Origin of the sequence: Candidatus Puniceispirillum marinum IMCC1322 (assembly GCF_000024465.1) — a bacterium.
GTDB lineage: Bacteria > Pseudomonadota > Alphaproteobacteria > Puniceispirillales > Puniceispirillaceae > Puniceispirillum > Puniceispirillum marinum.
Map to the genome: position 1 here is coordinate 376739 of NC_014010.1, position 23788 is coordinate 400526.

Below are 23788 nucleotides of genomic sequence, written 5' to 3' on the forward strand. Positions count from 1 at the left end.
AATGAGTGGAATTTTAATAACATTTGAAGGCGGCGAAGGAAGCGGTAAAACAACGCAAATTCAATCCCTTGTAAAATGGCTTGAAAGTGAATTTTCAAATACTGAACTGGTGGTTACCCGTGAGCCGGGTGGCACAGAAGGTGCCGAACTTATTCGTGATCTTCTGGTACGCGGGGCAAGCGACCGCTGGCAACCCATAACCGAAGCTTTGTTGATGTCGGCATCACGTCACGAGCATATAAAAAATGTTATTGAGCCAGCGCTTGCACAAAATAAAATTGTTATTTCAGATCGTTTTTTTGACTCAACAACCATTTACCAAGGCATTGTTGGTGGGGTTGATGCACAGGCTGTTGCCACTCTGACAAAGCTTGCCTGTGGCAATGTGATACCTGATTTAACGTTTTTGATGGATATGGATGCCAAAGTTGGTCTTGCCCGGGCGGGTAACCGTGATGATGATGAAACGCGCTTTGAAGAAAAAGGTCTAAGCTTTCATCAGAAAGTGCGTGATGCCTTTTTAAAGCTTGCCCACATGAATGAAAATCGCTTTGTGATTGTTGATGCAACCAAGACAACATCAGAGATAGCAGACATTATACGCAATAAGGTTGCAACGTTGGTGGCCATGAAGGACGCTGGATAAATGGCTGAAGAAACCAAGTCCAATCCCCTGACGCGGCTGGATCCAAGCAGCATGTTCGGTCATGCTGATTTTAAAACGGCATTGGCGTCGGCGCGCTCTTCGAAACGGATACATCACGCATGGCTACTCACGGGGCCTAATGGTATTGGCAAAGCCGGTATGGCCTATATGGCGGCGGCCTGGTTGCTGTCTGACGCCGAACCAGCTGCATCACTATTCGGCGATGTGCCAGCAGATTTTTCGCTTGATCTTAACGATCCTGGCACCAAACAGGTGCTAAATGGTGCGCATCCCGATTTTATGGCGATTTATCCACGCGAGGAAGACAATAAATCCGGACAGATTAAAATTGATCAGATCAGAGCCATGCATCCTTTTATGATGCATAAACCGGGGCGTGGGAAAATGCGCGTTGCGGTTATAGATTCTATGGATGAAATTAATCGTAATGGCGCAAACGCCATGCTTAAATTACTTGAAGAACCGCCAGAAAATACAATCATCTTTCTGATATCATCTCGTCCGGGCCGTTTACCACCAACAATATTGTCACGCTGTCGGCAGTTTCGCATGCAGCGACTTAGTCAGGATAATTGCCGCAAAGCCCTTACATCGATTTGGCCTGACGCTGATGCAAACCATATAAATCTTCTTGTTGGGCTTTGTGATGGGGCGCCTGGACGCGCGGTATCTCTTGCGCAAAGCGGTGCTGCTGATTGTTATCAGGCTGTTTGTGCTTTAATGGCATCTCAAAAGCTTGATATTGCCGCCTTATCGACTTTATGTGGCAAATGGGGCAAGGGCGGCGGCGTAGGGCGTGAAACGCGGGAAGGGGCCGTTTATCTGCTAGAACGCCTCCTTTCAAAGGCTGCGCGCCATAAAGCCAGTTCATCGTCTGAAGATATAGGTGGCTTTGAAGCACCTGTGTTGCACTTACTGTCTGAGCGGCATTCGGTCTCGCATTTGGCCGAATTGCATCGTGATTTTGTAACCGCCGCTGCACCAGCTGAAGCCTTATATCTTGATTTTCCACATTTTTTACTGCGCCAAATTACGCAAATGCACCAGAAACAGTTGCTCTGATAGCTATTATAGGGCTATTCCACTGATATGGTTTTGCTTTGATATAACCAAAACAATAAACCCACATGACAGGCTTAGATGATGTCCAAGAAGTTTTATATTACAACGCCAATTTATTATGTGAATGACAAGCCACATATTGGTCATGCCTATACAACACTTGCCTGTGATGTCATGGCGCGATTCAAACGCCTTGATGGATTTGAGGTAAAGTTTCTGACAGGTACTGACGAGCATGGTCAAAAGGTTGAAAAAGCGGCACAGGTAGCTGGCACATCACCTCAAGAATTTACCAATGCGGTGAGCCAGAATTTCCGTGATCTAACGACACAATTGAATTTTTCAAATGATGATTTTATTCGGACTACCGAAGAACGTCATAAATTAGCGTGCCAGCAATTATGGCGCATTTTGCTGGATAAAGGTTATATCAGGCTTGATACTTATGCAGGCTGGTATGCTGTGCGTGATGAGGCCTTTTATACAAAGGATGAAATTGTCGATGGCAAAGCGCCGTCAGGTGCGCCAGTTGAGTGGGTAGAAGAGCCATCATATTTCTTTGATTTATCAAAGTTTCAGGACAAATTGCTGGCTTTTTATGAAGCCAATCCTGATTTTGTTGCCCCTGCAAGCCGTTTTAATGAAGTGAAAAGCTTTGTTAAAGGGGGCTTGCGCGATCTTTCTGTGAGCCGTGCCAGCTTCAAATGGGGCGTACCCGTGCCAGATGATGATGCGCATGTTATGTATGTATGGCTTGATGCCTTAACCAATTATATTACCGCAACTGGTTGGCCAGTTGATGGCGCATTTGGTAATGCTGAAACATATGAAAAGCTTTGGCCAGCTGATTTGCATATGGTTGGCAAGGATATCTTGCGGTTTCATGCTGTCTATTGGCCAGCGTTTCTTATGGCAGCTGATCTGCCTTTGCCAAAACGTGTTTTTGCACATGGCTGGTGGACAAATGAAGGTCAGAAAATTTCAAAATCACTTGGTAATGTCATTGATCCAGTAGCTTTATCCGAAATATATGGCCTAGATCAAACGCGCTATTTCCTGATGCGCGAAGTGCCATTTGGTAAGGATGGTGATTTTTCCGTGCAGGCGATGATACAACGGATGAATAGTGATCTTGCAAATGATCTAGGCAATCTAAGCCAGCGGGTTATTTCCATGATTTTCAAAAATTGTGAGGGCGTGATGCCCGCTTTGCCTGTCTCCCCATCACCTGAAGATAACGCCATATTGACAGCTTGCGATGCGTTGCTGGATCAGGTGCGCATTCATATTGATCAGCAAAGCTTCCATGAAGCTCTGAGGTCTATATGGGATGTTATCGCCGCGGCTAATCGCTATGTCGATAGTCAGGCACCATGGGGTTTGAAAAAGACTGATCCTGCGCGCATGCAAGAGGTCTTGGCGGTGCTGGCCGAAATTATCCGTCAATTTGCTATTCTGACACAGCCATTCATGCCGCAATCAACGGCAAAAATTCTGGATCAACTTGGTGTTGATGAAAAAGCACGCGGTTTTGATACGCTTGCGGGCCAGGTACGACTTGCAACTGGTCATGTAATTGGCAAACCAGAGCCTGTATTCCCACGTTTTGTCGAAGAAGAGCCAGCCTAATGACTGTAAACCCAGCCATCATTGATAGCCACGCACATCTTGACTATCCCCAATTTGCCGATGAGCTGCCGCAGATCATTGCGCGGGCAGGGGATGCCGGCGTTGAGCGGATTATAAGCATTGGCGTGAAGCTCAGTACGGCTGATGCGCCGCGTAAAATTGCCGAAAGCTATGATAATGTCTGGTTCAGTGTTGGTGTTCATCCGCATGAAGCAGGACGTGAAGCCGATGCTTGCAATCTTGATGCGTTTCTTGACTTGGCCACGCATCCGAAATGCGTCGCAATCGGCGAGGCCGGGCTGGATTATTTTTATGATCATGCGCCTCGTGATTTACAGGCTCAAAGTTTCCGCACACAAATAAAAGCGGCCCGTCAACTTGACTTGCCTATTATTGTGCATGCGCGCGATGCTGATAGTGATATGGCTGATATCATTGAAGATGAAATGAATAAAGGCGTCTTTCGCGGTGTCTTGCATTGTTTTAGTTCAGGAGCTGAATTAGCGCAGCGTGCTGTTGATATCGGATTCTATGTCAGTTTTTCAGGAATTTTGACATTTAATAAATCAGACGAGCTTCGTGCCATAGCGGCTGAAATACCAGCTGACCGGCTGCTGGTTGAAACGGATGCCCCATTCTTAGCACCAATGCCACATCGTGGTAAAACAAATGAACCGGCTTATACAGCGCATACGCTTGCAAGATTGGCTGATATACGCGGCCAGACAATAAATAAGATGGCCGCGCAGACCTATGAAAACACGCTCCAGCTTTTTAACAGGATGACGTAAGTATGAAAGTGACGATGCTTGGCTGTGGAACGTCTGTTGGAGTACCTGCGCTTGGTAATGCTGGTTGGGGTGCCTGTGACCCGACAGATCCTCGTAATCGTCGTCAACGCTGTGCGATGCTCATTCAGAAAGACGACACAACCATTCTTGTTGATGCTGGCCCAGATATTCGGAACCAGCTTTTGCCACATATGCTGAAAAAAATCGATGCGGTTTTGATTACACATACGCATTCCGACCATGTGGCCGGACTTGATGATTTGCGTGCTTTTTACTGGCCTGACCGAAATATCATTCCACTGTATGCGACGGCATCTAGTCGTACAGACATCGTCAACCGGTTTCCCTATCTGTTTACCAAGAACCCAAAATCACCTTCCTATTTTGTGCCCCCGATGGATGTAACCGAAATTAAAGCTGGCCAGACTTTGAATTTTGGTTCGATCAACATTGATGTATTGCATCAGGAGCATGGGAACATATCGTCGCTTGGTTTTGTGTTTAACGGCAAGTTTGGCTATTCGACCGATGTGATCGATATGCCCGAAGAAAGTTTTGCCAAATTACGCGATCTTGATTTGTGGATTGTTGAGGCTTTACGGCCGGAGCCACATTCATCCCATAGTCATTATGAAAATACCTTCGCGTGGATTGAAGCAATGAAGCCAAAGCACGCTGTGCTCACACATCTCGGTCTAGAGGCTGATTACGCAGAACTGGCTGAATTATGTCCAGCTCATGTCGAGCCAGGCGTTGATGGACTTAGTTTCACACTGGATTAATTTGTGGTTTCGTCACACCCATCTTTACGCATAATATAAATTATGCGACAAAATCTAAATATTCTATATCATCATAATGAGCCCAATTAAAAGAATCCGATATAGAAGCCTCTCCTCGATCTAAGATAGGCCCTTCACAAGACCACCGATGTTAAAGCTCAATATCTATCAAGGTTAGACCTGCGTTCAGCAAAACTTGGATGTGAAGAAAAATAGCTGCCACCATCGCAGTTACCATTACATTCAGATTCTATCTTATCGAATAAAATAGATATTTTTTGCGGATCAAGTCCAAGCCGTCGCATATCCTCTGCGCCTTGCTCATCGGCCTCAAGCTCAAACGCGCGTGAGAATTTGGCAAGAACCAGACCGCCCCCAATAGATGCTAATTCTTCTAACACACTGTCATCAGCGCCAAATATGACAGCCGCACCAGTTGTGAGTAACGCGCTTCTTGTTATGTAGCGCATAGCATGCCGCTTGGTTACATGTGCAATCTCATGCGCTAGAATAGCTGTTATGAGATCATCATCATCTGCAAATTCGACCATTTCATCCAATAAGACGATTATATTACCTGGCAAGGCAAACGCATTAGGCCCAATTGTTGGTGCTGAACGAAAGACCAACTTAATGGTGCTGTTATTTCCTGTCTGTAACGCCAATAAGGCTTCAAACCTTTCTTCTAGTCTTTGTTTTGTTTCTTTTTCTAACATACTGCTATTAAACAATAATAAATCAAGCTGTGCTAGGGTCGTTTCGCCTATGATCTGTTCATGTTTTGGTGAAATAAGGCGGGCAGCGAAATCACCAGCTGGCTCGATGGATAACCGAAATCCATATAGAATCCCGACAATAAGCAACAGCACAACAAGCATGCCCTTTGGGCTAACCTGTTCAAATTTGTGCATGATATGCCATCGCGATGCTGATGGTGGCAGATAGGGGGCTAGTTCATCTGGAATAGTGTCTGTTGGAAAATGGAGCACATTGCCATCTGTCAGCGTAAACCGCCTGTCTGCACCTGCCATTGGTGCGCTCACATGTGCAATTTCGACCGCATAAGGCACACCCCCATCTTGAACCGCGAGATAGAGTGTTCCTGTCTCTTGGTCTGGCTCATTGATGAGCAAAGCTGCCTTGCTGCGGCTGGTGGAGTTTTTAAAGGTGATCGTGCCTAGGATTTGCATATCTAGAATTGTAACTCTATTCCACCTGCATCACTAGCCGCATCACCGATCGAATGCCCTGCCCGTGATTGACTATCGACAAAGCTGTCAATGTTATCTGATGGTCGTAATTGTGTTGATTCTACTAGATAGCGATAGCGGCGCACCTGCGCCCATGGCCATAGAAGCCCAAACGATAATATGACGGCCAGGCTATTAGATATCATAATCCAGGCTAGTTTACCTCCAGACAGTTCAGAGCGGAATTTGACACCACCTTGCAGTTTCAGTGCATTGACCATAATGTTACGCGTCGAAGCGTGATAAAATGCCGCTGTGGCATAAAAAATAGCCAGAAACAGCAAAGGGATGAAATAGAGGGAATACCTAACAATTTGAGATGTCTCCAGCGTGGTCAAAAGTATAAAATTATCAAAAATAGAGAATGTCATCTGATTACCTAATGCCACAAAAACCAGCCCAACAGACATAATAAACACGATTATCAGCATCACAATAAAGGCGAATATGGTTTGGATGGCGGCACCATAGAAAGGCCCTATTTCAAGTCTGGCGTCAAAGGAAGCTTGGCCAAAGCGATAGTTATTAACGATATATTGCCGCGCTTTGCATGACATTAATGGAATAAGCAACCCCAAAGATAAAATGCCAATAATAGGAAATAGAAAAAAGTACCAGGCTGCGCCAAAATACCCACCCTTCCAGTCAAAGCGTACATCACGCCATGCTAGATTACGCGCATTGAAATATATGGATTTGTTAAGTGCCCAAGGATAAATGAATACAAAAATGACGCTGAGCCCTTCTTGTATATAGGGCAAGCCTTCTGCAAAATATGGTGTTACGTAGAAAATCAGGAGCGCGAAAAGCACCAAAATCCATCCTTTGAATAAAGCAAACCCAGTAGCCAGATAATCTATGCCGTTATCCAAAACTCGGGTATTTCCATAGAAAAAACGGCGATTACGCACCCGCGCCCATGGTATCCAAACGCCCAGCGTCACCAGAGACAGCAAAATATTGACAAAATGGATGCCAAATAACTGCCTAGCTGTTCCGGTGAAAGCCAAGCGGCTAAAGCGGTTAACTTTAACGGTGCCCTGCCCCTTTAGCTGTCCGGTATTAGCGCCGCCTTCAAAGTTATTAGATGCTGATAGATCGGATCCTTTGTCGCCAGTGGATGATGGCGTAATGCTTACGAAGGGGTTGCTTGGGGTTGTGGGCATTAAACTCTCGTTTGTTATGGATATGATGGAATGTGAGTGTGAGGTTAGAAGGCCAAGGTCTGCGCAACAAGATGAAGCACTGCTGTTCTCTATAGTCTAATCGCTTTTTCCTTTTCAGCCAAATATCTGAATAGATCACTTAGATGTGAAGCGTCGTAAACGTTTATTTAATGGATGAAATGCTAATAAAGAGAAATGAGCAGAGCTGAAACGAAACCAAACTTGTTAAAGGGAAAATCATGCAAACGCTGAAAGTCACATTTTTTAAGACGCTAAATGTCAAATCAAAGACACGATCAGTATTGATGAACTATCAAGCTGCTCCTGAATTAGTCACATCAATCAGCGACAAAATGCGTCCGGATGAATTATTTGCTTGTTTTCAAGACTCTTCAGGGTCTGTGATTGCCCTTGATAGGGATGGTGTTTCTGTGTCGGTATAGCTTTTTCTCCCTGGGGCTATCCGCACAAAAAACCCCCGGCCTTGATGTCAAGGTCGGGGGTTGATCCATGTTCACTTGGAAATGGATGGTGAGCGCGACAGGATTCGAACCTGTGACCCAGTGATTAAAAGTCACTTGCTCTACCAACTGAGCTACGCGCCCGATAAACCTTTGGTAATATGCGATTTATCTTCGAAACTATGTCATGTGACTATTAATACCCAAAGTCACATGCCCTTAATTACCTAAGTTCTGAATCCGTGTCTAGCCCTTTTTTGACCGTGTCGATGACTTTATTTTTTCCAGCGTTGATAACGGTTTGCGTGTGTTTTGCGTGTCGCTAAATTATAGGCTTTTTGACCACTGGTTAGGTCAAGTGATGTTGTTTCAAAAGTGCCATTTTGGCCTTATTTTGGCCTAGTGACTAACAATTAGACCATCTTGAGTGCTTGTTCTCTGGTTTCGTCATTGCGCCTGATCCACCCTTTTCCGAAGTGTTCGAAGGTGCTTAAAGACCTATAGAATTGGTCGCGATAGACAGCCATTCGATTAATGATACTGACGCTATCGGTATCTTTGACTAGAGCAAGAGTCTTAGAGCCAATAGCCCCATCTTCAACAGCTCCTACAGCCTTCTGGAGAGCCTTTGCCGCTCTTCCTGTTCCAGAGTTGACCGCCCAGTCAAAGACCGCCCAATCGACTCCTGAAGGCAATTCATGGCATTTGCATTTGTTCCAATATCGATCCTTATAGATAGGCTCAACATCAGCTCGTGTGAGATTACGCATCCCCTGCTCGTCTAATCGGATGCCGTGATAATCGTTGTAGGTTCTTTGGGTTATTCCTAAGTTGGTCATCCCTCCCGGATCGTGTTTAGAATTAACGTATCCGCCTTCGTGTTCTAGGAGCATCGACAAGCATTTGTCGAAATTAGCTTTCATTCGGTTTTGCCTCGCTTGTTGTTCTGTAGTTCTGTCTTGGATGTTCAACATGTCTATTTCTTGAACATCTGGGTTAGCTTCTGGACACCAAAGCTAGCGGCGAATACGACCCCAACGGCTGTCTTGTAGAAGTCCGGCATTGTCTCAAGAGCCATGAAGCCCCGCTCGACGATGTCTTCGTTTCCAGTGAATGCCAAAATCAGGGGAATGCTAACCAGACCAGTAAGCCATTCGTCCTTGAGTGAACTGTTTGAATTCTTGGCTTGCTCAATATTCCATTCTTGTTCGCCAGCCGCGACTCTCTGAGCCACAGCAACTTTTGCCTTCTGTGTCTCAACCTTGCCTTCCATCCATGTGCCAGCAAGGGATGCGACTGCGCTTATTATAGGGATCATTCTAAAGCATCCTTTATTGATTTGAGTGTGTCTTTAAGGCTCATGCCTTTGGGTCTTGGGTCGTACTTACATTTGTATTGCCTCTGGCAACCCAGATAGACTTCAGATGTGTGGGACTCTTGGGTGTTGTTTGCTCCGGTGTAGAAGCAAATCAGACCAGACTTTCCGACTCGTTCCTGTACCGCTAGGCGGCAAGTGGTCATCTTTGGTTCGTCGGCTTTAGCCTGATGAGCCATAAGGATTGATATCAGTCCATAAAGTGCGGCAGCCCCTGCCCCAACGGTCAAAGTCCAAGCAATGATTTCCATGAACTTCTGTCGCTTCTCGCGCTGTTTGTAGAGTGTTTCCTGACGCTTCTTTCGGATAGAAGCTTCTGTGGCAATCAGGTCTTGCCATGCCTGACGACCAATTGTGAATTCAATCCAAGTCTTCAGTTCGTCGCGTTGTGCTTGTGCTTGACGTTTGTTTGCAAAAGCTTCAATGGCTTCCTGTTCAACTGACTTGTTATTGAATAGCTTCTTGAACAGAGGTGGGTTCTTGGCTTCTTTTTCTGCTTGTTCGACATCAGACAGAGCTGACATCCATCGGCTTAGATCAGACGCCATAGACTCAATGTCACGCCCAATCGAAAAGCCCTTTTTAAGTGCGTTAAACGCAAGCGTCGCTGACGCCATTGTCAATGGTTCCATAGCGGCTCCTAGCGGGTGTAAATGGTAACGTCGTCGGAATTCACGCGAGCTGGTATGCACTGCGCGAAGACATGCCGATCATTCAGTTGATGTGTGTGATAGTGATGATGGTGATGTTGGTGATTGAGGCGTTTTGCGTACCAGCGACAAACCTCAAGCGAATTGAAGTATTCCGTCGATATCGTCTCTGCCCCGACCATAGTGACCAGAGCGAAGACGAACTGAACCATCTAGCGACGTTTGTCTTGGGTATATGGTTGGTTAAGGTTTTTCCAAATGCGAATGGTGACCAATACGACAGCTCCCGCCGCCGCAACTAGTCCAAGCCAGTCGGTCATAACCACGACCCACATAGGGGCGGTTATGCCACCAGCCGCGACCAAAAGGTCGGTATCTGGTTTGGCCATATTATTCAGGCTTCGGGTTGGCGGCTTTAATCTCAGCAACTTTAGCTTGCCAAGCATCTAGGCCATTCTCAGTGATAAACTCGATTTGCTCAGAATGAGTGCCGTAAGCTGTTAGCCTTGCCACTAACCAATCAGCAACAACGCTTTCCTCAAAAGTATCTTCTGCTTCAACTATCGTTTTATCGCCAATACTAAGCCAATCAACAGAAACATCAGCATCTGACTTTGGAGCAAAGTCTTTGACCATCTGCTCAAAGTGCGACTTTGTTGTTGTGCTGTTGATGTCAAGTTCAGCCCAAGAACCATCTGGGTATTCGATTGTTGCTTTAGAGCCATCTCTGGCTGTTATCTTATAATCCATTAGGCTGTCCCTCCTAGAACAGTTCCGTTCTGGGTCAATGTCACAAAAGACAGACCCCTTATGTATTTGCCAGCCGCACCACCAGATGAACCACCTGATCCACCTGATCCACCAGAACCATTAGTTCGGTTTCCGTTTGCACCTGTGTTGCCTGTAGCACCAGAATTTCCACTGCCGCCAGAAGCACCGTAACCCCCGCCAGAACCGCCAGTTCCACCAGTTCCACCAGTTCCACCAGTTCCAGCATTAGTTCCTCCGCCAGCACCACCCGATCCACCAGAACCTGATGATCCGCCAGCTAAAGCGTGGTTATAGCCTTGGCCTCGACCACCAGCACCACCGCCACCGCCTGATCCACCAGCACCACCGTTTGTGTTGCTAGTAGATGATGATGATCTGTTAAAGCGAATAGTAATTGTCTGGGTGTTCCAATAAGGATTAAAAGTCATACTCTCGCCCGGATTTACTGCATAAGTAGAAGACTGACTTACCCAGTTTCTCCATCCACCTCGCCAGTAAAATTCTGCCGTTCCAGCATGACGATCCATAGAGTACGAGCCACTTGGGGCTACTACATTAAAATGAGTTCCGTGGGGTGAGTATGGCCCTGATGTGCTAGTGAAGTTGCTTGTTGTAGTGTATGAACCACCACCGCCTGTGCCACCTGATCCGCCACTGCCGCCAGCTCCACCTCCACCACCACCAGCACGGATCGTTCCGTTGTTGATGAGTATGCAAGCAGTTGTGGCTTCAAAAGCGTCACCGCCAGCCCCACCATTAGCAGAGCCTCCATAGCCAGATAACGTACCGTTGTTAGTGATAGTGATTGTGCCAGCACCCGAAGAGTTGATCTGCAAGGCTTCTTCACTTGTGCTTGTTGCGCCTAACTCAACGCCAGAATTGATGACGATTTCTTTTGGATAATTAACTCCAAAGTCACTACCGAATATAGACGATGCGTTCTGGTTAGTTGCACCAGATGTGTATGTCTTGCGAAAGGCTTTGGCTGTACTTCTAAAGTTTGTAAAGTTGACCGCACCTGATGTGGGTACAGATGCGGCTAGATTTGTTGCCGTGTTGTTTCCAGCCTTGGCTCTTATGTTTGAGCCACCACGGTACAACTGTGAGAAAGAGATCGAAGATGATCCACCAACGAACTCTGTTCGCAGATCAGAGAAACTGACTGCGCCACTTGCCGCTATAGCCATTATGGTGATCCAAAGGCTGTAATGTCATTTGCTGATGTCACTGCGCCATTGCTAGCTAGTTTGAACACAGTTGTTCCGTTGTACTGAAAGTCTAGGTCATTACCATCCAGAACGATTGCCCATTTACTTGAACCAAACTTGACTGATTGAGAACCCATTTCTATTGGCTTGTTCACAGTTACCTTGGCTGTATCAACCCTCAACACTTCGCGTGTTTCAGAGTCGTCTATGAACCTAAAAGCTGTCCACGGTTGAACTGTGTCTATGTCCTCGCCGCTTGCCATTTCGTTGTCGAAATTAACGGCTCGCGTTCCATATGTGACATCTAGTTGACGGTTCACATCTGTGTCTTTCAATCGTACTTGAGGAGCCGCGTTTGTAAGTGTTACTGCGCCAGTAAAAGTTGCGCCAGATAACATAGCCGCACCAGCCGATGTTACGTTTGCTGTATCTGTTACATCTGCTGATGCTTCAATGCCGTCTAGCTTGGTGTGGTCAGCATCAGTAAAGTCATTGGCTGTTTGTGAGGTAATAGTAACTGTGTTGTTTGACGTGTCATATGTAGCACCACTGAAAGTCAGCGTGTTTCCATCAGCTATACTTTCAGAGTTGCTCCCATCACTGACAGTCCAACCTGAGTACCCACTAGGCATATTGCTAAAGTTGTTTGCATTAAGGTAATAACTACCTTCCTGACCATCAAGCAAATCAGCGTCCAGACCAGACGATGCTCCATCTACAGTTTTGACTGCGGTAAGTATCTCACTGGCTGTCTGGTCTGCCGTGGCACTTGCTTCGATACCGTCCAGTTTAGTGTGATCAGCATCTGTAAATGCGTTTGTATCACTGTTGCTTTCATAAGCTGTCTTAATCTGAGCCGCAGTCTGGTCAGCCGTAGCTGAAGCCTCAATGCCATCCAGCTTTGCACCATCCACAGATAGATCACGTCCATCAACAGTCTGACTTCCGCTAAATGTGATGTTGCCAGTTAGACCACCGCCTGAGAGCGGTAAGAAGCCAGACCCAGCCGTCACGCCCTGCTCCCAAGCAGAACCAGTGTACACCTTTAGTGTGTTTGATCCTGTATTATAGAACAGATCGCCTTCATCATTATTAGACGATGGGTCAGATGATCCAATTCTGTACTTGTCAGCAAAGTCGTTAACTGAAGTCAGGTTTGACGCAACTGTGTTCACGTTGCTAATCGACCCACTCACATTAGACATTGCTGTCACATTGGCTGAAGTGCCAAGCAAGCCCATAGCCGTGATGTTTGCTGATGTACCAAGCAATCCTATTTCGGTTTCCTTACCAGCTACTGCACCAATATCAGTTGCATCAGCCGCAACGCTTGATACTGCCGAAGCTATCCCTGCCGTTGTCGTAATGTTTGATGCGATCCCAGCTAGTGTATTCATGTTCGTTACATTGGATGATGTGCCTAGCGTGTTCATGTCACTCACAACATCACTTGTTCCAAGTGTATTCATGTCTGAAACAGCGTCTGATGTCCCAAGCAAGTCCATTTGCGATACACGGTCAGCAAGTGCGTCCATGTCAGCTACGATTGCGCTTGTGCCTAATGTATTCATATCAGCCACTGCATCACTTGTTCCAAGCAAAGCCATTTGTGATACGCGATCAGCTAGTGCACCCATATCAGCTACGATTGCGCTTGTGCCTAGCGTGTTCATATCAGCAATAGCATCTGACGTACCTAGAAGACCAACTTGGGTTGCTTTCCCAGCTACTGCGGTCACATCACTAGCGATATTCGCTACTGCTGTAGTGTTTGCCGCGTTTTGATTAGCTGTGACAGCCGAAGCCGCCGCATTGGTTTCAGATGTTGCCGCCGCGTTTTTGTGACTTAAAGCAGTGTCACGAGCCGCTTGGGCTACAATTTGTGCTGTAGTGGCGGCAGAAGCTGAAGCCGCCGCCGCATCTACAGATGTTTGTATTGTGTTCTGTGTGCTTGCCGTGGTTCCGGTAGCACCAAAGAATGATGTATCTGCCATGTTTTCTTACTCTTCATCATATCTGTAGCTGGGAAGAACGGATTGAGTTCCGCCTTGCAATTCTTGGTCGTTTGCCTGTTCTTGGATTTCAGTCAGGAACTGATTGAACTTCTGTTCGAATAGTTCAGCACGTTGATCTAGGTAGTAGTCTGAGGCGTAGGTTAAGCCAGCGTAAATCACCAAATCTGATGCCGCTTTGGTAAGGGCGTTGAAATCACTATCAGCCGACAAAGACGGAAACTCGCCGTGATAATATAGAACCAGTGTTCCATCAGTTGGCTGGGGATACAGATGTATCTTTTCTGCTTGTCTAGCGAAGTAGATAGGTTTTCCGCTGTGGTTGTTGTCGTTTAATTCACGAAACCGTCGCATCGATACACGCTCCAGTTCATTGGAGCTGTGATACAGACTGATGATTTCTAGGAAATCAGATGGGAGCGTCATGGTTGCTGTTTGACTGCTTATAGCAATCTCAAGCACACGTTCAGACATTGGAGTTCGTAGCTGCCGCTGAATTCTGGCGATCCCTTGATCGATGAAACGAGTAGTCAAATCAGATGTGATATCGCTTCTATTAAGCACATCTTGGAAATGGGTTTTTAGGTCGCCATAGTTCATTGTTTATACCTTCGACTTTGGTTTCTTTTTGGCAGTCTTAGCGGCTTGTCGGAAAGCGGCGTCAGTTGGACGACCTTTCGTTCCGGGTGGCCTTGGTTTCTTTCCGTACATGCTGTTAGACCCTCTTCTCTGTTGTCAGGAAGGCTTCTAGGTTTTCAGCCTTCAGTTTCTTTACGATTTCAGCGGCTGTGTGTTCGCCGCTCATGATGTTGAAGCCTTCGCGCATCCATTTATCGACAATGACGACGGGAATGGATGCCACAGACATGAAGTCATCTTCACGTTTCTGGGCATTCGCATGACGCTGTTCTGCGAGGCTATCTAGAAAATATTGTGGAATGTCTTGGGTGCTTTGCTGGAATAATCCGTCAGCATCGTGCCCAAAGGCGGTTGTGACGCCTGTTAGATTGAGTTTGTCACTCAAGCGTTTCTCCTTATGTAATTGGTGTTAAAGACGTGAGGGGCAATGGGAAGGAGAGCAAAATCCATTGTTGCTCCCCTCACGCCTAATCAGTCAGCCTTTAAGCAAGGCCAGTGATCATTGCTGATCCGCTTTGATTGAGGTGCTGAAGGCCACCCTCGTAAACACAGAAGTGTTTGTCGGAGTCGCCTGTCTTGCTCAACAGTGTGCGTGATACAGGACGCAATACTGCTGACCGCCACATGGATGGATCGAGCAAGAATGCGTGGGTTGTCAACTGATGGCGGTTAAGTACCACCTTCAAAGTACCGTATGGATTGATCATCACATCAACGGCGTTTACCAGTGTGGTTGTACCGTCGTTGAAGTTACGAGTCCGTCCAGACGAGCCTGTAAAGCCAGCCACGATTTCTGAGTCGCTTGGCTTGATCATGAACACAGATACATCTGCACCAGCGGTGTATGCCGCTTGGTGAGCATCCAGAAGTTTGGCTTCTGTCATTGCATCTGTTGAGTTGCTTCCTGCGTCAACCGAATTGCCTGAAGCAATCAATTGTGTCGCAGATGCCATTTCGCGAGCTGTAGAGGCGTTGCCGTCTACTTTTGCATTGTCTTGGCCGACATATGCAAATTCGATGTCTCGCTTCAGCTCTTTGAGAGCCTTACCTAGTTGGTCATTGTTGTTCGTCTGTGGTCGTTAATCACAGACCGTCTTTCGACAGCTCATGGTTTCCCATGAGATCAGACTATCTCATCACTGCTATTTGCGGTGTTGTGCGCTTCCACCTGACTTCAGGTGTACTTCCTTTCGGAATAGTCGTTGCTCGTTCCCTTTTGGGCTTCGATCAGGATTGCCCACAGCCTAGCTGTTTGGGGTTTCCCTGAGTTCACACAATTTATACTACGCTACCAGTAGGAACGCAGTTTCTTTGGCACGGCCAAAAGTTTTTATGGCGTCCGCTGTTGCTGATACTTGGAAGGCTTTGGTCAGAATTTGGGTTGTACCAGTACGCATGGTTGTTGGTGACAGAGTTGCCATTGATGGGTCTGCACCTTCGACGGCTTTGTTGTCCGCCGCACTTGCGAGGGTATCTTCCATGTATTCGTACACACGATCTGAAACCTTAGTAGGTTTGATCATGGTGTACATGGGACAATCCGACGGAGTGATATTCGAAATGATGTCGCTGACGTCTTCAGCGGCTCCGATGGTGTTGTATGAAGTAAAAGTGGCCATTGAGTATATTCCTCTCTATTGGCTGTTGGGTTCTATGTTGCTTCCCAACGAGAAAGAATTACGTTTGCGATATCATCGGTGTCTCGACTGCTTCGAAGTGCCTCTTGCTGTTTAGCAAGATTGGCTTTTCTCCGAATGGCCTCATTAGGTGGTGACTTCTTTGATCGAAGCACCTTCTTCTGAGCGGTCTTCTTTTTCACTGTTGCTACCTTTTTCCCCTGATCAAACAGGCGACTTTTGTTCAAAATCATGATCACATTAGGATCAACGATTTGGTTCACATTGTCTTCTGGAAGCCCTTGTGAGATTGCATATTGACGAATGTCGGAATACATCTCGTTGCTCCAGTCAGGAATTTGGTCTTGAAGAACCTTCACGCATTCTTTTGCGGCTTCATTGACAGCGGCTTGCTGTTGTTTCTGTAGCTCACCAAAGTAGGTGTCAGCTTCTTCATTCAGGAATTGAAGGTCTTGGAAGGCTTCCGTAGCTTCTTTGCGAAGTTGAGCAAAGTCTTCCGTAGACATCGATTTGGATGCCACGAGCATATCCACGTCTGCATATGGTTTGTAGCGGTCTTGAGCCTTCTTGAGCATTTGATCAAAAAAGACTTGGGACTTTGATATAGCATCGTCAGCTTCTTTACGTTTTGAAGCGACTTCTTGAGACTTGCGGGTGAGGCTAGCTTCAACGCCGTACAAACGTTTAAGACTTTTGATAGATGCCCGTTGGACTTCACCTTCGACCAGAATTTCGATTTCAGCGTCTTCATCAATAACGTAATCGTCATAATCAGCTTCGTCGGTATCTTCTTCATCTTCAGTTTGGTCATCATTTTCGGGGTCTTCATCAGTTTCATCAGTTTCTTCGGCTGTTGCTTCCTCTTCGCCCTCATCGTCGATAGTCTCTTCTTCGACTTCTGAGGTTGCCTCTTCGCTGTCTTCAGATAGCTTTTCAGCGTCATCCCAACGCGCCAAGATGGCGTCTTCCACGTTATCCATTGTTAGGATAACTGGTTCGGTTGAGGTGTTGTTTTGGACGTCATTCATGGTGGTCCTATTCTTCCTCTTGATTGTTGTCATCTTCGGTCTTGGTGATTATCTCGTCCTTGATTGAGACACGCTGTTGTAGTGTCTGGACGATATCGACCAATGCCCGATAGTGGTGGTAGCAACGCTCCCTTTCATCAACATCGTTTGAATTTGTGCTGGTGAATGTTTGGAAACTTGCTTCCACAAGGTTGTTGATTGTTGAATTAAAGATGTCGCTCTTGAGTAGCTGTTCTGCGGCTACACCTTGAGCGATCATCTTTTCTTGTTGGTCTTCTGTATTCATTTTCTCTCCTTAGATTTCTTATCCGGTTGGGCTTGCTATCCCACGGACATCATCAGTGCGCTGAAGAACCTGTAGTTCAGCTTCGTCAATGCGCTGTTTGTGTGTGAACTGCTCTTCCTTCAAATCCATATTGTCGGACTGGAGAGCATGACTTGCTGTTGCTTTCTCGCGTTCAAGTTCTAGCTTGGCGAAGGCAACTGCTTGATCTGTAGTTGCTTTGGTTTCTGCAACTGCGGTTTGACGCTCTTGAAGTTCCATTTGCTTCATAGCCATCTGAGCTTGCATTTCTGCGGCTGGGTCTGGCTGTGGGGGCTGGAGCATCTGTGGTGGCGTCAGGAACTCTTCGACATTCAATATGCCTTGTTGTTCCAGAATTTTCTTGAGCATCGCAAAGCGATTTTCCATGCCGTACATTGGCTGGATATTCGGGTCTTGGCTGAAGAGCGTATGGAGTGCCAGCATCTTCTGGGCTTCTGCATCCTGTTCGCCATACCCTAGTTTCAGCTCAACCATCACGTCCCTTTTGTCTGACCAAGAACGTGGATCAACTTCAACATATGCGCCAGATATCTCAACAATCTTTTGTTGGTCTTCGTTTTCCACGACAAGTCGATAGATTTCATGGAATAGCGATTTGACGAATTGGGCAAAGTGTCGTGCCAGTATCTTCTGGCGTTGCTGACTCATGGTGGCTAATTGCTCAACCATAGCCGCACTGTTTTGCTTTGAGATTGCGTCTTTGTTCAGTCCCTGAGACAAGCGTGATACGCCTGTATTGTCTTCCAAGTCCTGATCAAGTTGCTGAAGCGTCTGGAACACGAATGGGTTCAGTGGAGCTTGTGGCATTGCTGAGATGGCGTCCGGACGTGATACATTGACCAGTCCGCCTACCCGATTGTCGATCAACTCTCGTGGGTTTGAAAGTCCACCTTTGACCACCATGTATCTTGGATTGTTGGTGATCATGGCGTGATCTAGAATTGAGCGTGTAAGGACAGTTCGGGCGTTTTGGGTCGCGCACAGTTTCTCCGCAAAGTTTGAACCATAGAAAGCATGTGGGATAGGCAATGGGCAAAAGGTCACGAATGGACGTCTTTTCACTTCTTCAATGTCCAATAGAACGTTTCCGGCCTTTGTCACTTTATGAAGTTTGGCTATTCCGCTGCCCTCAACATCAAGCATGATATAAGCCTCATAGCAGAGGATATGCCTTACTTGATCTTGATATCCGTGGCTTGAGAAACCTCTATTTTCACTGACACCATCGTGTCTAGCTAGGATTTCGGGGTCGGTTTCCATTTCGACATCTTCATGGTCACCAATGTCGTCAAGCTTGTCTGAGTCTGGGTACATCTCGCGCAATTCGCTTAAAGTCTTGCGTGTTCTATGGGCTGAGAATGTACTTTCTTCCAAAGATTTGCATTGGGCTTCGACGATCAGCTCTTCTGGTGGGATGGTCTCAATGACAACTTGTGATGTGTCTCTTGTCACACCTATTGTGCCGGACACCATTCCCACATCGTCAGTGGAGCTGTCTATAAGATCGACATCGTCTTGAGCCAATAGCATATCAAGCTGGTCTTGAGTGATGGACTCAAACTCTTCTTCGTCGATTTCTTCACTCTGGCTCCAGAATACTTTTGCACATCCTACTCTGGCCATAAGGCCGTCATGGATGACTGTCGAAAACACATTGAAACCGTCATTCTGACGGAACAACACGAAGTCTGTATAATTTGAGCATACAGCGGCCAATTGGACGTCTTCTGGTCCTTGTGGGGCAAACTTAACTATGCGGTTTCCAGCGGCGAAGGTCTCAAGAAGTGCCGCTTGCATCGACTGGACAGCATTATAGACATCCTGAGATACATACTTTGAGTTTCCGTCGTGAGCTGGCTTTGGCAGTTTGGCCTGATAGTAATCCTGAACTTTCTTGCGTTCTCTGGATAGCTGGCTGTCGTAGTATCCAACCGAAGTCTTGATATTATCCTCAACCAGCTTGATGATTTCGCTATCATCTAGCTTTTGATATTCTTTTGTCATTTGGTCATACCATTTCAATGTATAATTCGGCTGGAGTTTCGACTGGTTCCCACGCTCCCTCATGCACATGATTGGCAAGGGCAAGAGCCATCACACAGTCATCAAAGCAACTGGCTTCGGCCTCCATCGCGCCTGTTTCGGTGACGATGTAGGTAAGCATTTCGCGGATTGTGACTTTGTCGTTCAATTCGATTTCGCCTTCACGCATAGCGGCGCGAAGCTGATCGATGATCAATGGCTTGGTCTTGGCTGTTGTGGTGAAGCCTAACTTGACTGTTTCTCTGTCAGTCAGTTTGTCTATCTGTGTTTCTAGGTAAGCATTTGGGTATGCCATATCCTTGATCAATCTTGTGCATGTCAGTATTCCGTGGCTGTTGTTTTCGACAATGATGAATGCTTCGTTGAAGAATTCACCCAACGCTTTAAGGACTTCTGCGAAATAGTCGGGATGGACATGGCCTCGCCATGTTGCAACTTGTCGCTTTTTAGAGTCCAAGACTTGTGCGACGGAATAGTCTCCATTGCGGAGACCCATAGAGCTATCTGCGCCAATGACATAGTTCTCTCCTTCGTCGTGATTGATGTAGGTAGTCAGCTCCCCTCGTCTGTTGTTGACAAACTCGCCATCTTCCAATGCAAGTCGTTCTTTGACGTCTTTTGTATTTGTCAGGCATTCTTGAAGCTGTTCCGGATTAAACACTGGGCGTCCAGTATTAAGGAACGCGGACTCTGGCTCTGCCGGATATTCCTGATTGAAAAGATCGATGCCGTTCTGGGCTATCTTCCGTCTTCTGAACATTAGCTGTTCATCATCGAGGTCGTATTTGTCGATCAGGTCTTCTTCTTCAGGAGTCCGTTCAAAGTTGTCAGTTACTGGTTCACGGTATTCGGGGTCGGTAAACCACGGAATGAAGACTGGGATGAAACCATTGGTGCCTTCACAAGCACCCTTCCATAAATCAAAGTAAATGCCAGTCACACCATTGGCCGTGCTTTCCACAAAGATAGCAGTGCCTTTGGTGTTTGGTACTGCTTGAGTAAGACCGTTCCAAATGTCCAATGCTGTCGATTTTGGCCAAAAGGCTAGTTCAGACGCATGGACGTGAGTAAGCGTTTCACCTCTACCCACGCTGTCACCACCCGCTGTCGCAACGACATAGCTGGAGTCCAAAACATCAAAAGACAGCTCTCGTCTGCTTGAGTATTTGGTGTGCGGCCTAAGTATTTCGGGACAGTGTTCATGATACCTCTTGGTCATGTCAAAAAGTGCACGAGTTGAGTCAGCGTGGTGTGTAATGACCATCGCCTTTTTGGCTTTTTGTTGTGAAACTGAATGATAAAGAAAGCCACCAGTGTAGGTGGATAGTCCTTGTTGACGAGCTTTCAGAATGATGACACGAACCTTGCCTTCAGTCTGGATTTGCTTTGCCACCGCATCATCGAGGATTTTCTGCGCCGCGTTTAATTTGAGCGGGGCAACTTTACCTTCTTTGGTGCGGATTTTAAGTGCGGATTTTGCATAGAAAGGAAACTCTTCAAACAGGCGTTTTCTAACTGCCTGTAGTTTCTTGTCCATCATCCTCTAGGAGACTGCTAAGAAATTCTTCAGCTTTGCCTATGCTGACTTCTGATTTGGCTACTGGCTTCTGCTTCGTAAAGTCTAAGACTAGACGAGCCGCCGCTAACCTTTCTCGCGTCTCTCCAGGAACACGCATGACTTCAACCGCTGTGGTCAAAGCCTCTTTAGCGTATCCATCTTCGATACCGTATTTCTCTGTCATTATATTCACCACTTTTTCTGCTTCCTTTTTTGCCGCATCACGAATTGGTTCGATCTGATGCTTCCTAAATCCGTCGGGGACACCTTTGGGGCGTCCGCCGTTCTTGCGTGGTTTTGTTGACCACTGCTTTCTGAGTTCCCGACCTTCTGGTGTTTCCATCAAGGTCGAGAAATAGTTTTTCTTTGGTGCTTTATGTGGAGCCTCACCCTGACCAACTTTTGTCGGTGATTTGGCTCTAGCTTTACGCTGACTGGTCACGTTGCTTATCCTTCTGTTGTCTAGCTACACGCTCGACATATGGCAAAAGGTGCTTCTCTGCCAATTCAGGCTTTCGCAATGATTGTTCAGCATTTGTCACAATTTCTAGGGCAGCCTCAACTGGTCGCTGTCCAAGATTGGAGCTAAGATCAGTCAGTGCATTCTGGAGAACCGCTTTATCAGATAGAGCGATTGAATTGTTGTCGTTGACTTCCTTGCGAAGTCTTTCCAAAACCTTCCGGTTTTCTTCAATGCCTTTTCTGACTTTCTGATCAACGTCAGATGTCACTTCTTCAGTTTGCTGACGAACTGGTTCAGCAACCCTTTTATCTGATAGTCGTTGATCACTATCGACCAACTGGTTCACAGCTCTGATCAATGGTGAAAGCATGTCGTTGGTGACTGCACCGCCAGTGTCTATGCTGATACGATATTCTTTGATCGCTCTTGTGACGGCTGGGTTAGCTGTCTGGCGTTCAATAATATTGATGATGTCAGCGACGCCTCTTTTGTCCAAGCCTGTTGCTTGTTGCATTGTATCCTGAGGCGAATTAGGCGTGGGCTGGGCGTTAGCTTGGTTTAATCGTCTGTTTTCTTGCTCACGATTAGTTCTATTTGCTAAGTCCTGTTTTTGCTTCTGTTCAGCTAGCGCAATGTTTCCGGCTATCACAGACGGTCTTTTTGGACTGTTGATACCCTGATTGCGTTGGTTGTCTCTGATAAACTTAGCAACCCGACTTCTGCGTCCGGTCATTGCATCAATGCCTCGTCCGCCTAATACAGCGGCGACTTGAGGTATTGCTGACAAACCGCCAGTGCCTATAGCCGCTCCAGCCGATCCAGCTCCAATCAATGGTGCTACGATGTTTCTTGAGTTGCTATATCCTGAATTGTTCTCAAATGGGTTGAGTACGTCAGTGACGCGAGAAACGCCGCCCTTCAGTCCAGCATTGTGGACTCTGGTCATCTCGTTTGTCTTGCGAAGCAAAGCTAGAAGCTGTTGTCCTTCGGCTGTGTTACCAACCAAGTCTTCTACAGCCTTCATATCTTTTGATCCGACTGTGTTCTTGGTCTTGTTTCTGCCTTTACGGAAAGCGGCATTTGCAAAGGTCTTGTCCATGCGGACAGCGTCTGGGTCTGTATCAGTTAGATTGAGTTGCTTTTTGAGTGCGTCAATCAGGGTCTTCATCTGTTCGGTATAATTGACATGGACGGAGTCGATTGCGCCTCTAGCACCTTCTGTTGATGATGGATCGACGTCATTAAGATCAAATCCGTCAGCTTCAACAACCGTGTTGAGATCGCGAGCAAAGTCTGCCGCCGCATCTCCATCTTGTGGAGTAGCTGAGTCAGGCACTGTTTTCTTAGCTAGATTGACTGTGCCTTTGACTGTATCTGCTCCGGCACGAAGACCAGTACCAGCTCCAGCTCCGCCGACAAATCCCTGAAGAGTTTGATCAGCGGCTTCAGCCGTATCAAAGCCAGCTTCTGTTCCAACACTTTCACCAGCATATTGTAATGGGTTTTGTATTGCTTCAGTTGTGGCTTCTTTTACGCCAGCTTTCAGTGGTTTGGTCACAACATTTCCGGCAGATTTGCCGAAGATACCTTTTGCGCCTAATCTTTCAGCGGTTGCAATCCCTGCTGATGCGACAGACGCAAATGCAATGTCTGAAGGATTAACTGGACGTCCGCCATCATTCTCTGCTCGCTTTTGGGCGATAGGTGCAATGTATGACAGGAAGTAAGAAGGTGCGCTGACAAGTGCGGCACCCATATCCGGCAAAGAAGTGATAGCTCCCTCACCCATGAAGGCCAGAATGTTTTCCGCTGTTGGGTTTTCCTTAACGGTATCCCACGGAACTTTTGGAGTATAATTCAGCTCATTCTGTTTTTCCTGAATGAACTTGGATGCGTTGGCAAATTCATCACCGCTGAAGCCAAATGGGTTTTCAGTGTAACCTTCGTTTTTTGCTTCTTCGTTAGAAACAAATCTGGGCATCGTTGTCAGATCACTAAGCTGAAAACCTTTCTGATTGTTTCCAACAAGTAAACTTGGGTCTTCGATACCAGTTGCGGCTTCTACAAGTGTTTGAGGCAAATCGACCAGACCCTTGCCTATGCGGAGTGCGCTGTTTGCCATTCCTGTAAGTAGGCTATCGTCCTTTGGGTTCATTGCATCGTTGATAATAGTGGCTATGCGCTTGGCGTCTTCAGTGTTACCAGCGGCATCTGCTTTTTCAAGCGCGGCCATTAGCTGGCTCATTTCAATAGTGGCCATGCGTTAAGCTC

At 46.7% G+C, this 23788-nt stretch carries 24 protein-coding genes, 1 tRNA gene and 1 pseudogene; 6 read left to right on the top strand and 20 right to left on the bottom strand.

What is annotated here, in order from left to right; genetic code table 11:
• Position 1: 1 nt before the first annotated feature.
• The 5 genes from tmk to SAR116_RS01830 all read left to right on the top strand — a co-directional run bounded on the left by tmk (position 2) and on the right by SAR116_RS01830 (position 4931).
• Complete coding sequence (gene tmk / locus SAR116_RS01810; RefSeq protein ID WP_013045229.1) at positions 2 to 646, top strand: dTMP kinase; 645 nt, start codon at positions 2 to 4, stop codon at positions 644 to 646.
• Entirely contained in the window at positions 647 to 1729 is a 1083-nt protein-coding gene (locus tag SAR116_RS13095; RefSeq protein ID WP_013045230.1) for a DNA polymerase III subunit delta', read from the top strand.
• A 78-nt stretch (positions 1730 to 1807) separates the two neighbouring features.
• Positions 1808 to 3358: a methionine--tRNA ligase gene (gene metG / locus SAR116_RS01820; RefSeq protein ID WP_013045231.1), complete on the top strand. Its 1551-nt coding sequence runs from the start codon at positions 1808 to 1810 to the stop codon at positions 3356 to 3358.
• Entirely contained in the window at positions 3358 to 4149 is a 792-nt protein-coding gene (locus SAR116_RS01825) for a TatD family hydrolase (RefSeq protein WP_013045232.1), read from the top strand. The genes metG and SAR116_RS01825 overlap by 1 nt, the downstream gene beginning before the upstream one ends.
• Before the next feature lie 2 nt (positions 4150 to 4151).
• Positions 4152 to 4931 carry an MBL fold metallo-hydrolase gene (locus SAR116_RS01830; protein ID WP_013045233.1) on the top strand — a complete coding sequence of 260 codons (780 nt, stop codon included), beginning with the start codon at positions 4152 to 4154 and terminating at the stop codon, positions 4929 to 4931.
• Between the two features lie 158 nt (positions 4932 to 5089).
• Here the strand turns inward: SAR116_RS01830 and SAR116_RS01835 are convergent, their stop codons facing one another.
• Together SAR116_RS01835 and SAR116_RS01840 are read right to left on the bottom strand one after the other, a co-directional pair.
• Entirely contained in the window at positions 5090 to 6121 is a 1032-nt protein-coding gene (locus SAR116_RS01835; protein WP_013045234.1) for a M48 family metallopeptidase, read from the bottom strand.
• Positions 6122 to 6123: 2 nt separating this feature from the next.
• Entirely contained in the window at positions 6124 to 7347 is a 1224-nt protein-coding gene (locus SAR116_RS01840; RefSeq protein WP_013045235.1) for a YjgN family protein, read from the bottom strand.
• Between the two features lie 239 nt (positions 7348 to 7586).
• On the opposite strand from SAR116_RS01840, the gene SAR116_RS01845 reads away from it, so the two are divergent.
• The gene (locus tag SAR116_RS01845) at positions 7587 to 7790 is read left to right on the top strand and encodes a hypothetical protein (RefSeq protein WP_013045236.1); all 204 of its coding nucleotides are present in this window, start codon (positions 7587 to 7589) and stop codon (positions 7788 to 7790) included.
• 86 nt (positions 7791 to 7876) lie between these two features.
• Here SAR116_RS01845 and SAR116_RS01850 read toward each other — a convergent pair.
• The 18 genes and pseudogenes from SAR116_RS01850 to SAR116_RS01940 form a co-directional block, all read right to left on the bottom strand.
• A tRNA-Lys gene (locus tag SAR116_RS01850) sits at positions 7877 to 7952 on the bottom strand.
• Between the two features lie 269 nt (positions 7953 to 8221).
• Positions 8222 to 8731: a glycoside hydrolase family 108 protein gene (locus SAR116_RS01855; protein ID WP_041861039.1), complete on the bottom strand. Its 510-nt coding sequence runs from the start codon at positions 8729 to 8731 to the stop codon at positions 8222 to 8224.
• Positions 8732 to 8784: 53 nt separating this feature from the next.
• Positions 8785 to 9126 (bottom strand): hypothetical protein, encoded by a 342-nt coding sequence (locus tag SAR116_RS01860; protein WP_013045238.1) that lies wholly within the window; start codon positions 9124 to 9126, stop codon positions 8785 to 8787.
• On the bottom strand, positions 9123 to 9815 hold the full coding sequence (locus SAR116_RS01865) for a hypothetical protein (RefSeq protein WP_013045239.1): 693 nt from the start codon (positions 9813 to 9815) through the stop codon (positions 9123 to 9125). Before SAR116_RS01865 ends, SAR116_RS01860 begins: the two co-directional genes overlap by 4 nt.
• A 230-nt stretch (positions 9816 to 10045) precedes the next feature.
• Positions 10046 to 10222 (bottom strand): hypothetical protein, encoded by a 177-nt coding sequence (locus SAR116_RS13665; RefSeq protein ID WP_190275459.1) that lies wholly within the window; start codon positions 10220 to 10222, stop codon positions 10046 to 10048.
• A 1-nt stretch (position 10223) separates the two neighbouring features.
• Complete coding sequence (locus SAR116_RS01870; RefSeq protein WP_013045241.1) at positions 10224 to 10583, bottom strand: hypothetical protein; 360 nt, start codon at positions 10581 to 10583, stop codon at positions 10224 to 10226.
• Complete coding sequence (locus SAR116_RS13560) at positions 10583 to 11791, bottom strand: hypothetical protein (protein WP_013045242.1); 1209 nt, start codon at positions 11789 to 11791, stop codon at positions 10583 to 10585. Before SAR116_RS13560 ends, SAR116_RS01870 begins: the two co-directional genes overlap by 1 nt.
• Positions 11791 to 13806: a beta strand repeat-containing protein gene (locus SAR116_RS13105; protein WP_013045243.1), complete on the bottom strand. Its 2016-nt coding sequence runs from the start codon at positions 13804 to 13806 to the stop codon at positions 11791 to 11793. Before SAR116_RS13105 ends, SAR116_RS13560 begins: the two co-directional genes overlap by 1 nt.
• 6 nt (positions 13807 to 13812) lie before the next feature.
• Positions 13813 to 14424, bottom strand: coding sequence for a phage adaptor protein (locus SAR116_RS01895; RefSeq protein ID WP_013045244.1), 612 nt, complete (start codon positions 14422 to 14424; stop codon positions 13813 to 13815).
• A gap of 115 nt (positions 14425 to 14539) precedes the next feature.
• On the bottom strand, positions 14540 to 14848 hold the full coding sequence (locus SAR116_RS01900; protein ID WP_013045245.1) for a hypothetical protein: 309 nt from the start codon (positions 14846 to 14848) through the stop codon (positions 14540 to 14542).
• A gap of 97 nt (positions 14849 to 14945) precedes the next feature.
• Positions 14946 to 15509 (bottom strand): annotated as a pseudogene (locus SAR116_RS01905) (SU10 major capsid protein); the annotation flags it as partial.
• Between the two features lie 237 nt (positions 15510 to 15746).
• On the bottom strand, positions 15747 to 16082 hold the full coding sequence (locus tag SAR116_RS01910; RefSeq protein ID WP_041860707.1) for an SU10 major capsid protein: 336 nt from the start codon (positions 16080 to 16082) through the stop codon (positions 15747 to 15749).
• 32 nt (positions 16083 to 16114) lie between these two features.
• Entirely contained in the window at positions 16115 to 17128 is a 1014-nt protein-coding gene (locus tag SAR116_RS01915; RefSeq protein ID WP_013045247.1) for a hypothetical protein, read from the bottom strand.
• A gap of 7 nt (positions 17129 to 17135) precedes the next feature.
• Complete coding sequence (locus SAR116_RS01920; protein ID WP_013045248.1) at positions 17136 to 17414, bottom strand: hypothetical protein; 279 nt, start codon at positions 17412 to 17414, stop codon at positions 17136 to 17138.
• An 18-nt stretch (positions 17415 to 17432) separates the two neighbouring features.
• Positions 17433 to 19457 carry a portal protein gene (locus tag SAR116_RS01925; protein WP_041860708.1) on the bottom strand — a complete coding sequence of 675 codons (2025 nt, stop codon included), beginning with the start codon at positions 19455 to 19457 and terminating at the stop codon, positions 17433 to 17435.
• A 4-nt stretch (positions 19458 to 19461) separates the two neighbouring features.
• Positions 19462 to 21036, bottom strand: coding sequence for a terminase large subunit (locus SAR116_RS13110; RefSeq protein ID WP_013045250.1), 1575 nt, complete (start codon positions 21034 to 21036; stop codon positions 19462 to 19464).
• A complete protein-coding gene (locus SAR116_RS01935) occupies positions 21008 to 21496 on the bottom strand; it encodes a hypothetical protein (RefSeq protein WP_013045251.1) in 489 nt (162 codons plus the stop codon). The genes SAR116_RS13110 and SAR116_RS01935 overlap by 29 nt, the downstream gene beginning before the upstream one ends.
• Positions 21480 to 23777, bottom strand: coding sequence for a hypothetical protein (locus tag SAR116_RS01940; protein ID WP_013045252.1), 2298 nt, complete (start codon positions 23775 to 23777; stop codon positions 21480 to 21482). Before SAR116_RS01940 ends, SAR116_RS01935 begins: the two co-directional genes overlap by 17 nt.
• Positions 23778 to 23788 lie beyond the last annotated feature (11 nt).

What these genes read in the sequence shown, in the direction of transcription:
- tmk (WP_013045229.1), top strand. Translation starts at nt 2, where the DNA reads ATGAGTGGAATTTTAATAACATTTGAAGGCGGCGAAGGAAGCGGTAAA.
- SAR116_RS13095 (WP_013045230.1), top strand. Translation starts at nt 647, where the DNA reads ATGGCTGAAGAAACCAAGTCCAATCCCCTGACGCGGCTGGATCCAAGC.
- metG (WP_013045231.1), top strand. Translation starts at nt 1,808, where the DNA reads ATGATGTCCAAGAAGTTTTATATTACAACGCCAATTTATTATGTGAAT.
- SAR116_RS01825 (WP_013045232.1), top strand. Translation starts at nt 3,358, where the DNA reads ATGACTGTAAACCCAGCCATCATTGATAGCCACGCACATCTTGACTAT.
- SAR116_RS01830 (WP_013045233.1), top strand. Translation starts at nt 4,152, where the DNA reads ATGAAAGTGACGATGCTTGGCTGTGGAACGTCTGTTGGAGTACCTGCG.
- SAR116_RS01835 (WP_013045234.1), bottom strand. Translation starts at nt 6,121, where the DNA reads ATGCAAATCCTAGGCACGATCACCTTTAAAAACTCCACCAGCCGCAGC.
- SAR116_RS01840 (WP_013045235.1), bottom strand. Translation starts at nt 7,347, where the DNA reads ATGCCCACAACCCCAAGCAACCCCTTCGTAAGCATTACGCCATCATCC.
- SAR116_RS01845 (WP_013045236.1), top strand. Translation starts at nt 7,587, where the DNA reads ATGCAAACGCTGAAAGTCACATTTTTTAAGACGCTAAATGTCAAATCA.
- SAR116_RS01855 (WP_041861039.1), bottom strand. Translation starts at nt 8,731, where the DNA reads ATGAAAGCTAATTTCGACAAATGCTTGTCGATGCTCCTAGAACACGAA.
- SAR116_RS01860 (WP_013045238.1), bottom strand. Translation starts at nt 9,126, where the DNA reads ATGATCCCTATAATAAGCGCAGTCGCATCCCTTGCTGGCACATGGATG.
- SAR116_RS01865 (WP_013045239.1), bottom strand. Translation starts at nt 9,815, where the DNA reads ATGGAACCATTGACAATGGCGTCAGCGACGCTTGCGTTTAACGCACTT.
- SAR116_RS13665 (WP_190275459.1), bottom strand. Translation starts at nt 10,222, where the DNA reads ATGGCCAAACCAGATACCGACCTTTTGGTCGCGGCTGGTGGCATAACC.
- SAR116_RS01870 (WP_013045241.1), bottom strand. Translation starts at nt 10,583, where the DNA reads ATGGATTATAAGATAACAGCCAGAGATGGCTCTAAAGCAACAATCGAA.
- SAR116_RS13560 (WP_013045242.1), bottom strand. Translation starts at nt 11,791, where the DNA reads ATGGCTATAGCGGCAAGTGGCGCAGTCAGTTTCTCTGATCTGCGAACA.
- SAR116_RS13105 (WP_013045243.1), bottom strand. Translation starts at nt 13,806, where the DNA reads ATGGCAGATACATCATTCTTTGGTGCTACCGGAACCACGGCAAGCACA.
- SAR116_RS01895 (WP_013045244.1), bottom strand. Translation starts at nt 14,424, where the DNA reads ATGAACTATGGCGACCTAAAAACCCATTTCCAAGATGTGCTTAATAGA.
- SAR116_RS01910 (WP_041860707.1), bottom strand. Translation starts at nt 16,082, where the DNA reads ATGGCCACTTTTACTTCATACAACACCATCGGAGCCGCTGAAGACGTC.
- SAR116_RS01915 (WP_013045247.1), bottom strand. Translation starts at nt 17,128, where the DNA reads ATGAATGACGTCCAAAACAACACCTCAACCGAACCAGTTATCCTAACA.
- SAR116_RS01920 (WP_013045248.1), bottom strand. Translation starts at nt 17,414, where the DNA reads ATGAATACAGAAGACCAACAAGAAAAGATGATCGCTCAAGGTGTAGCC.
- SAR116_RS01925 (WP_041860708.1), bottom strand. Translation starts at nt 19,457, where the DNA reads ATGACAAAAGAATATCAAAAGCTAGATGATAGCGAAATCATCAAGCTG.
- SAR116_RS13110 (WP_013045250.1), bottom strand. Translation starts at nt 21,036, where the DNA reads ATGATGGACAAGAAACTACAGGCAGTTAGAAAACGCCTGTTTGAAGAG.
- SAR116_RS01940 (WP_013045252.1), bottom strand. Translation starts at nt 23,777, where the DNA reads ATGGCCACTATTGAAATGAGCCAGCTAATGGCCGCGCTTGAAAAAGCA.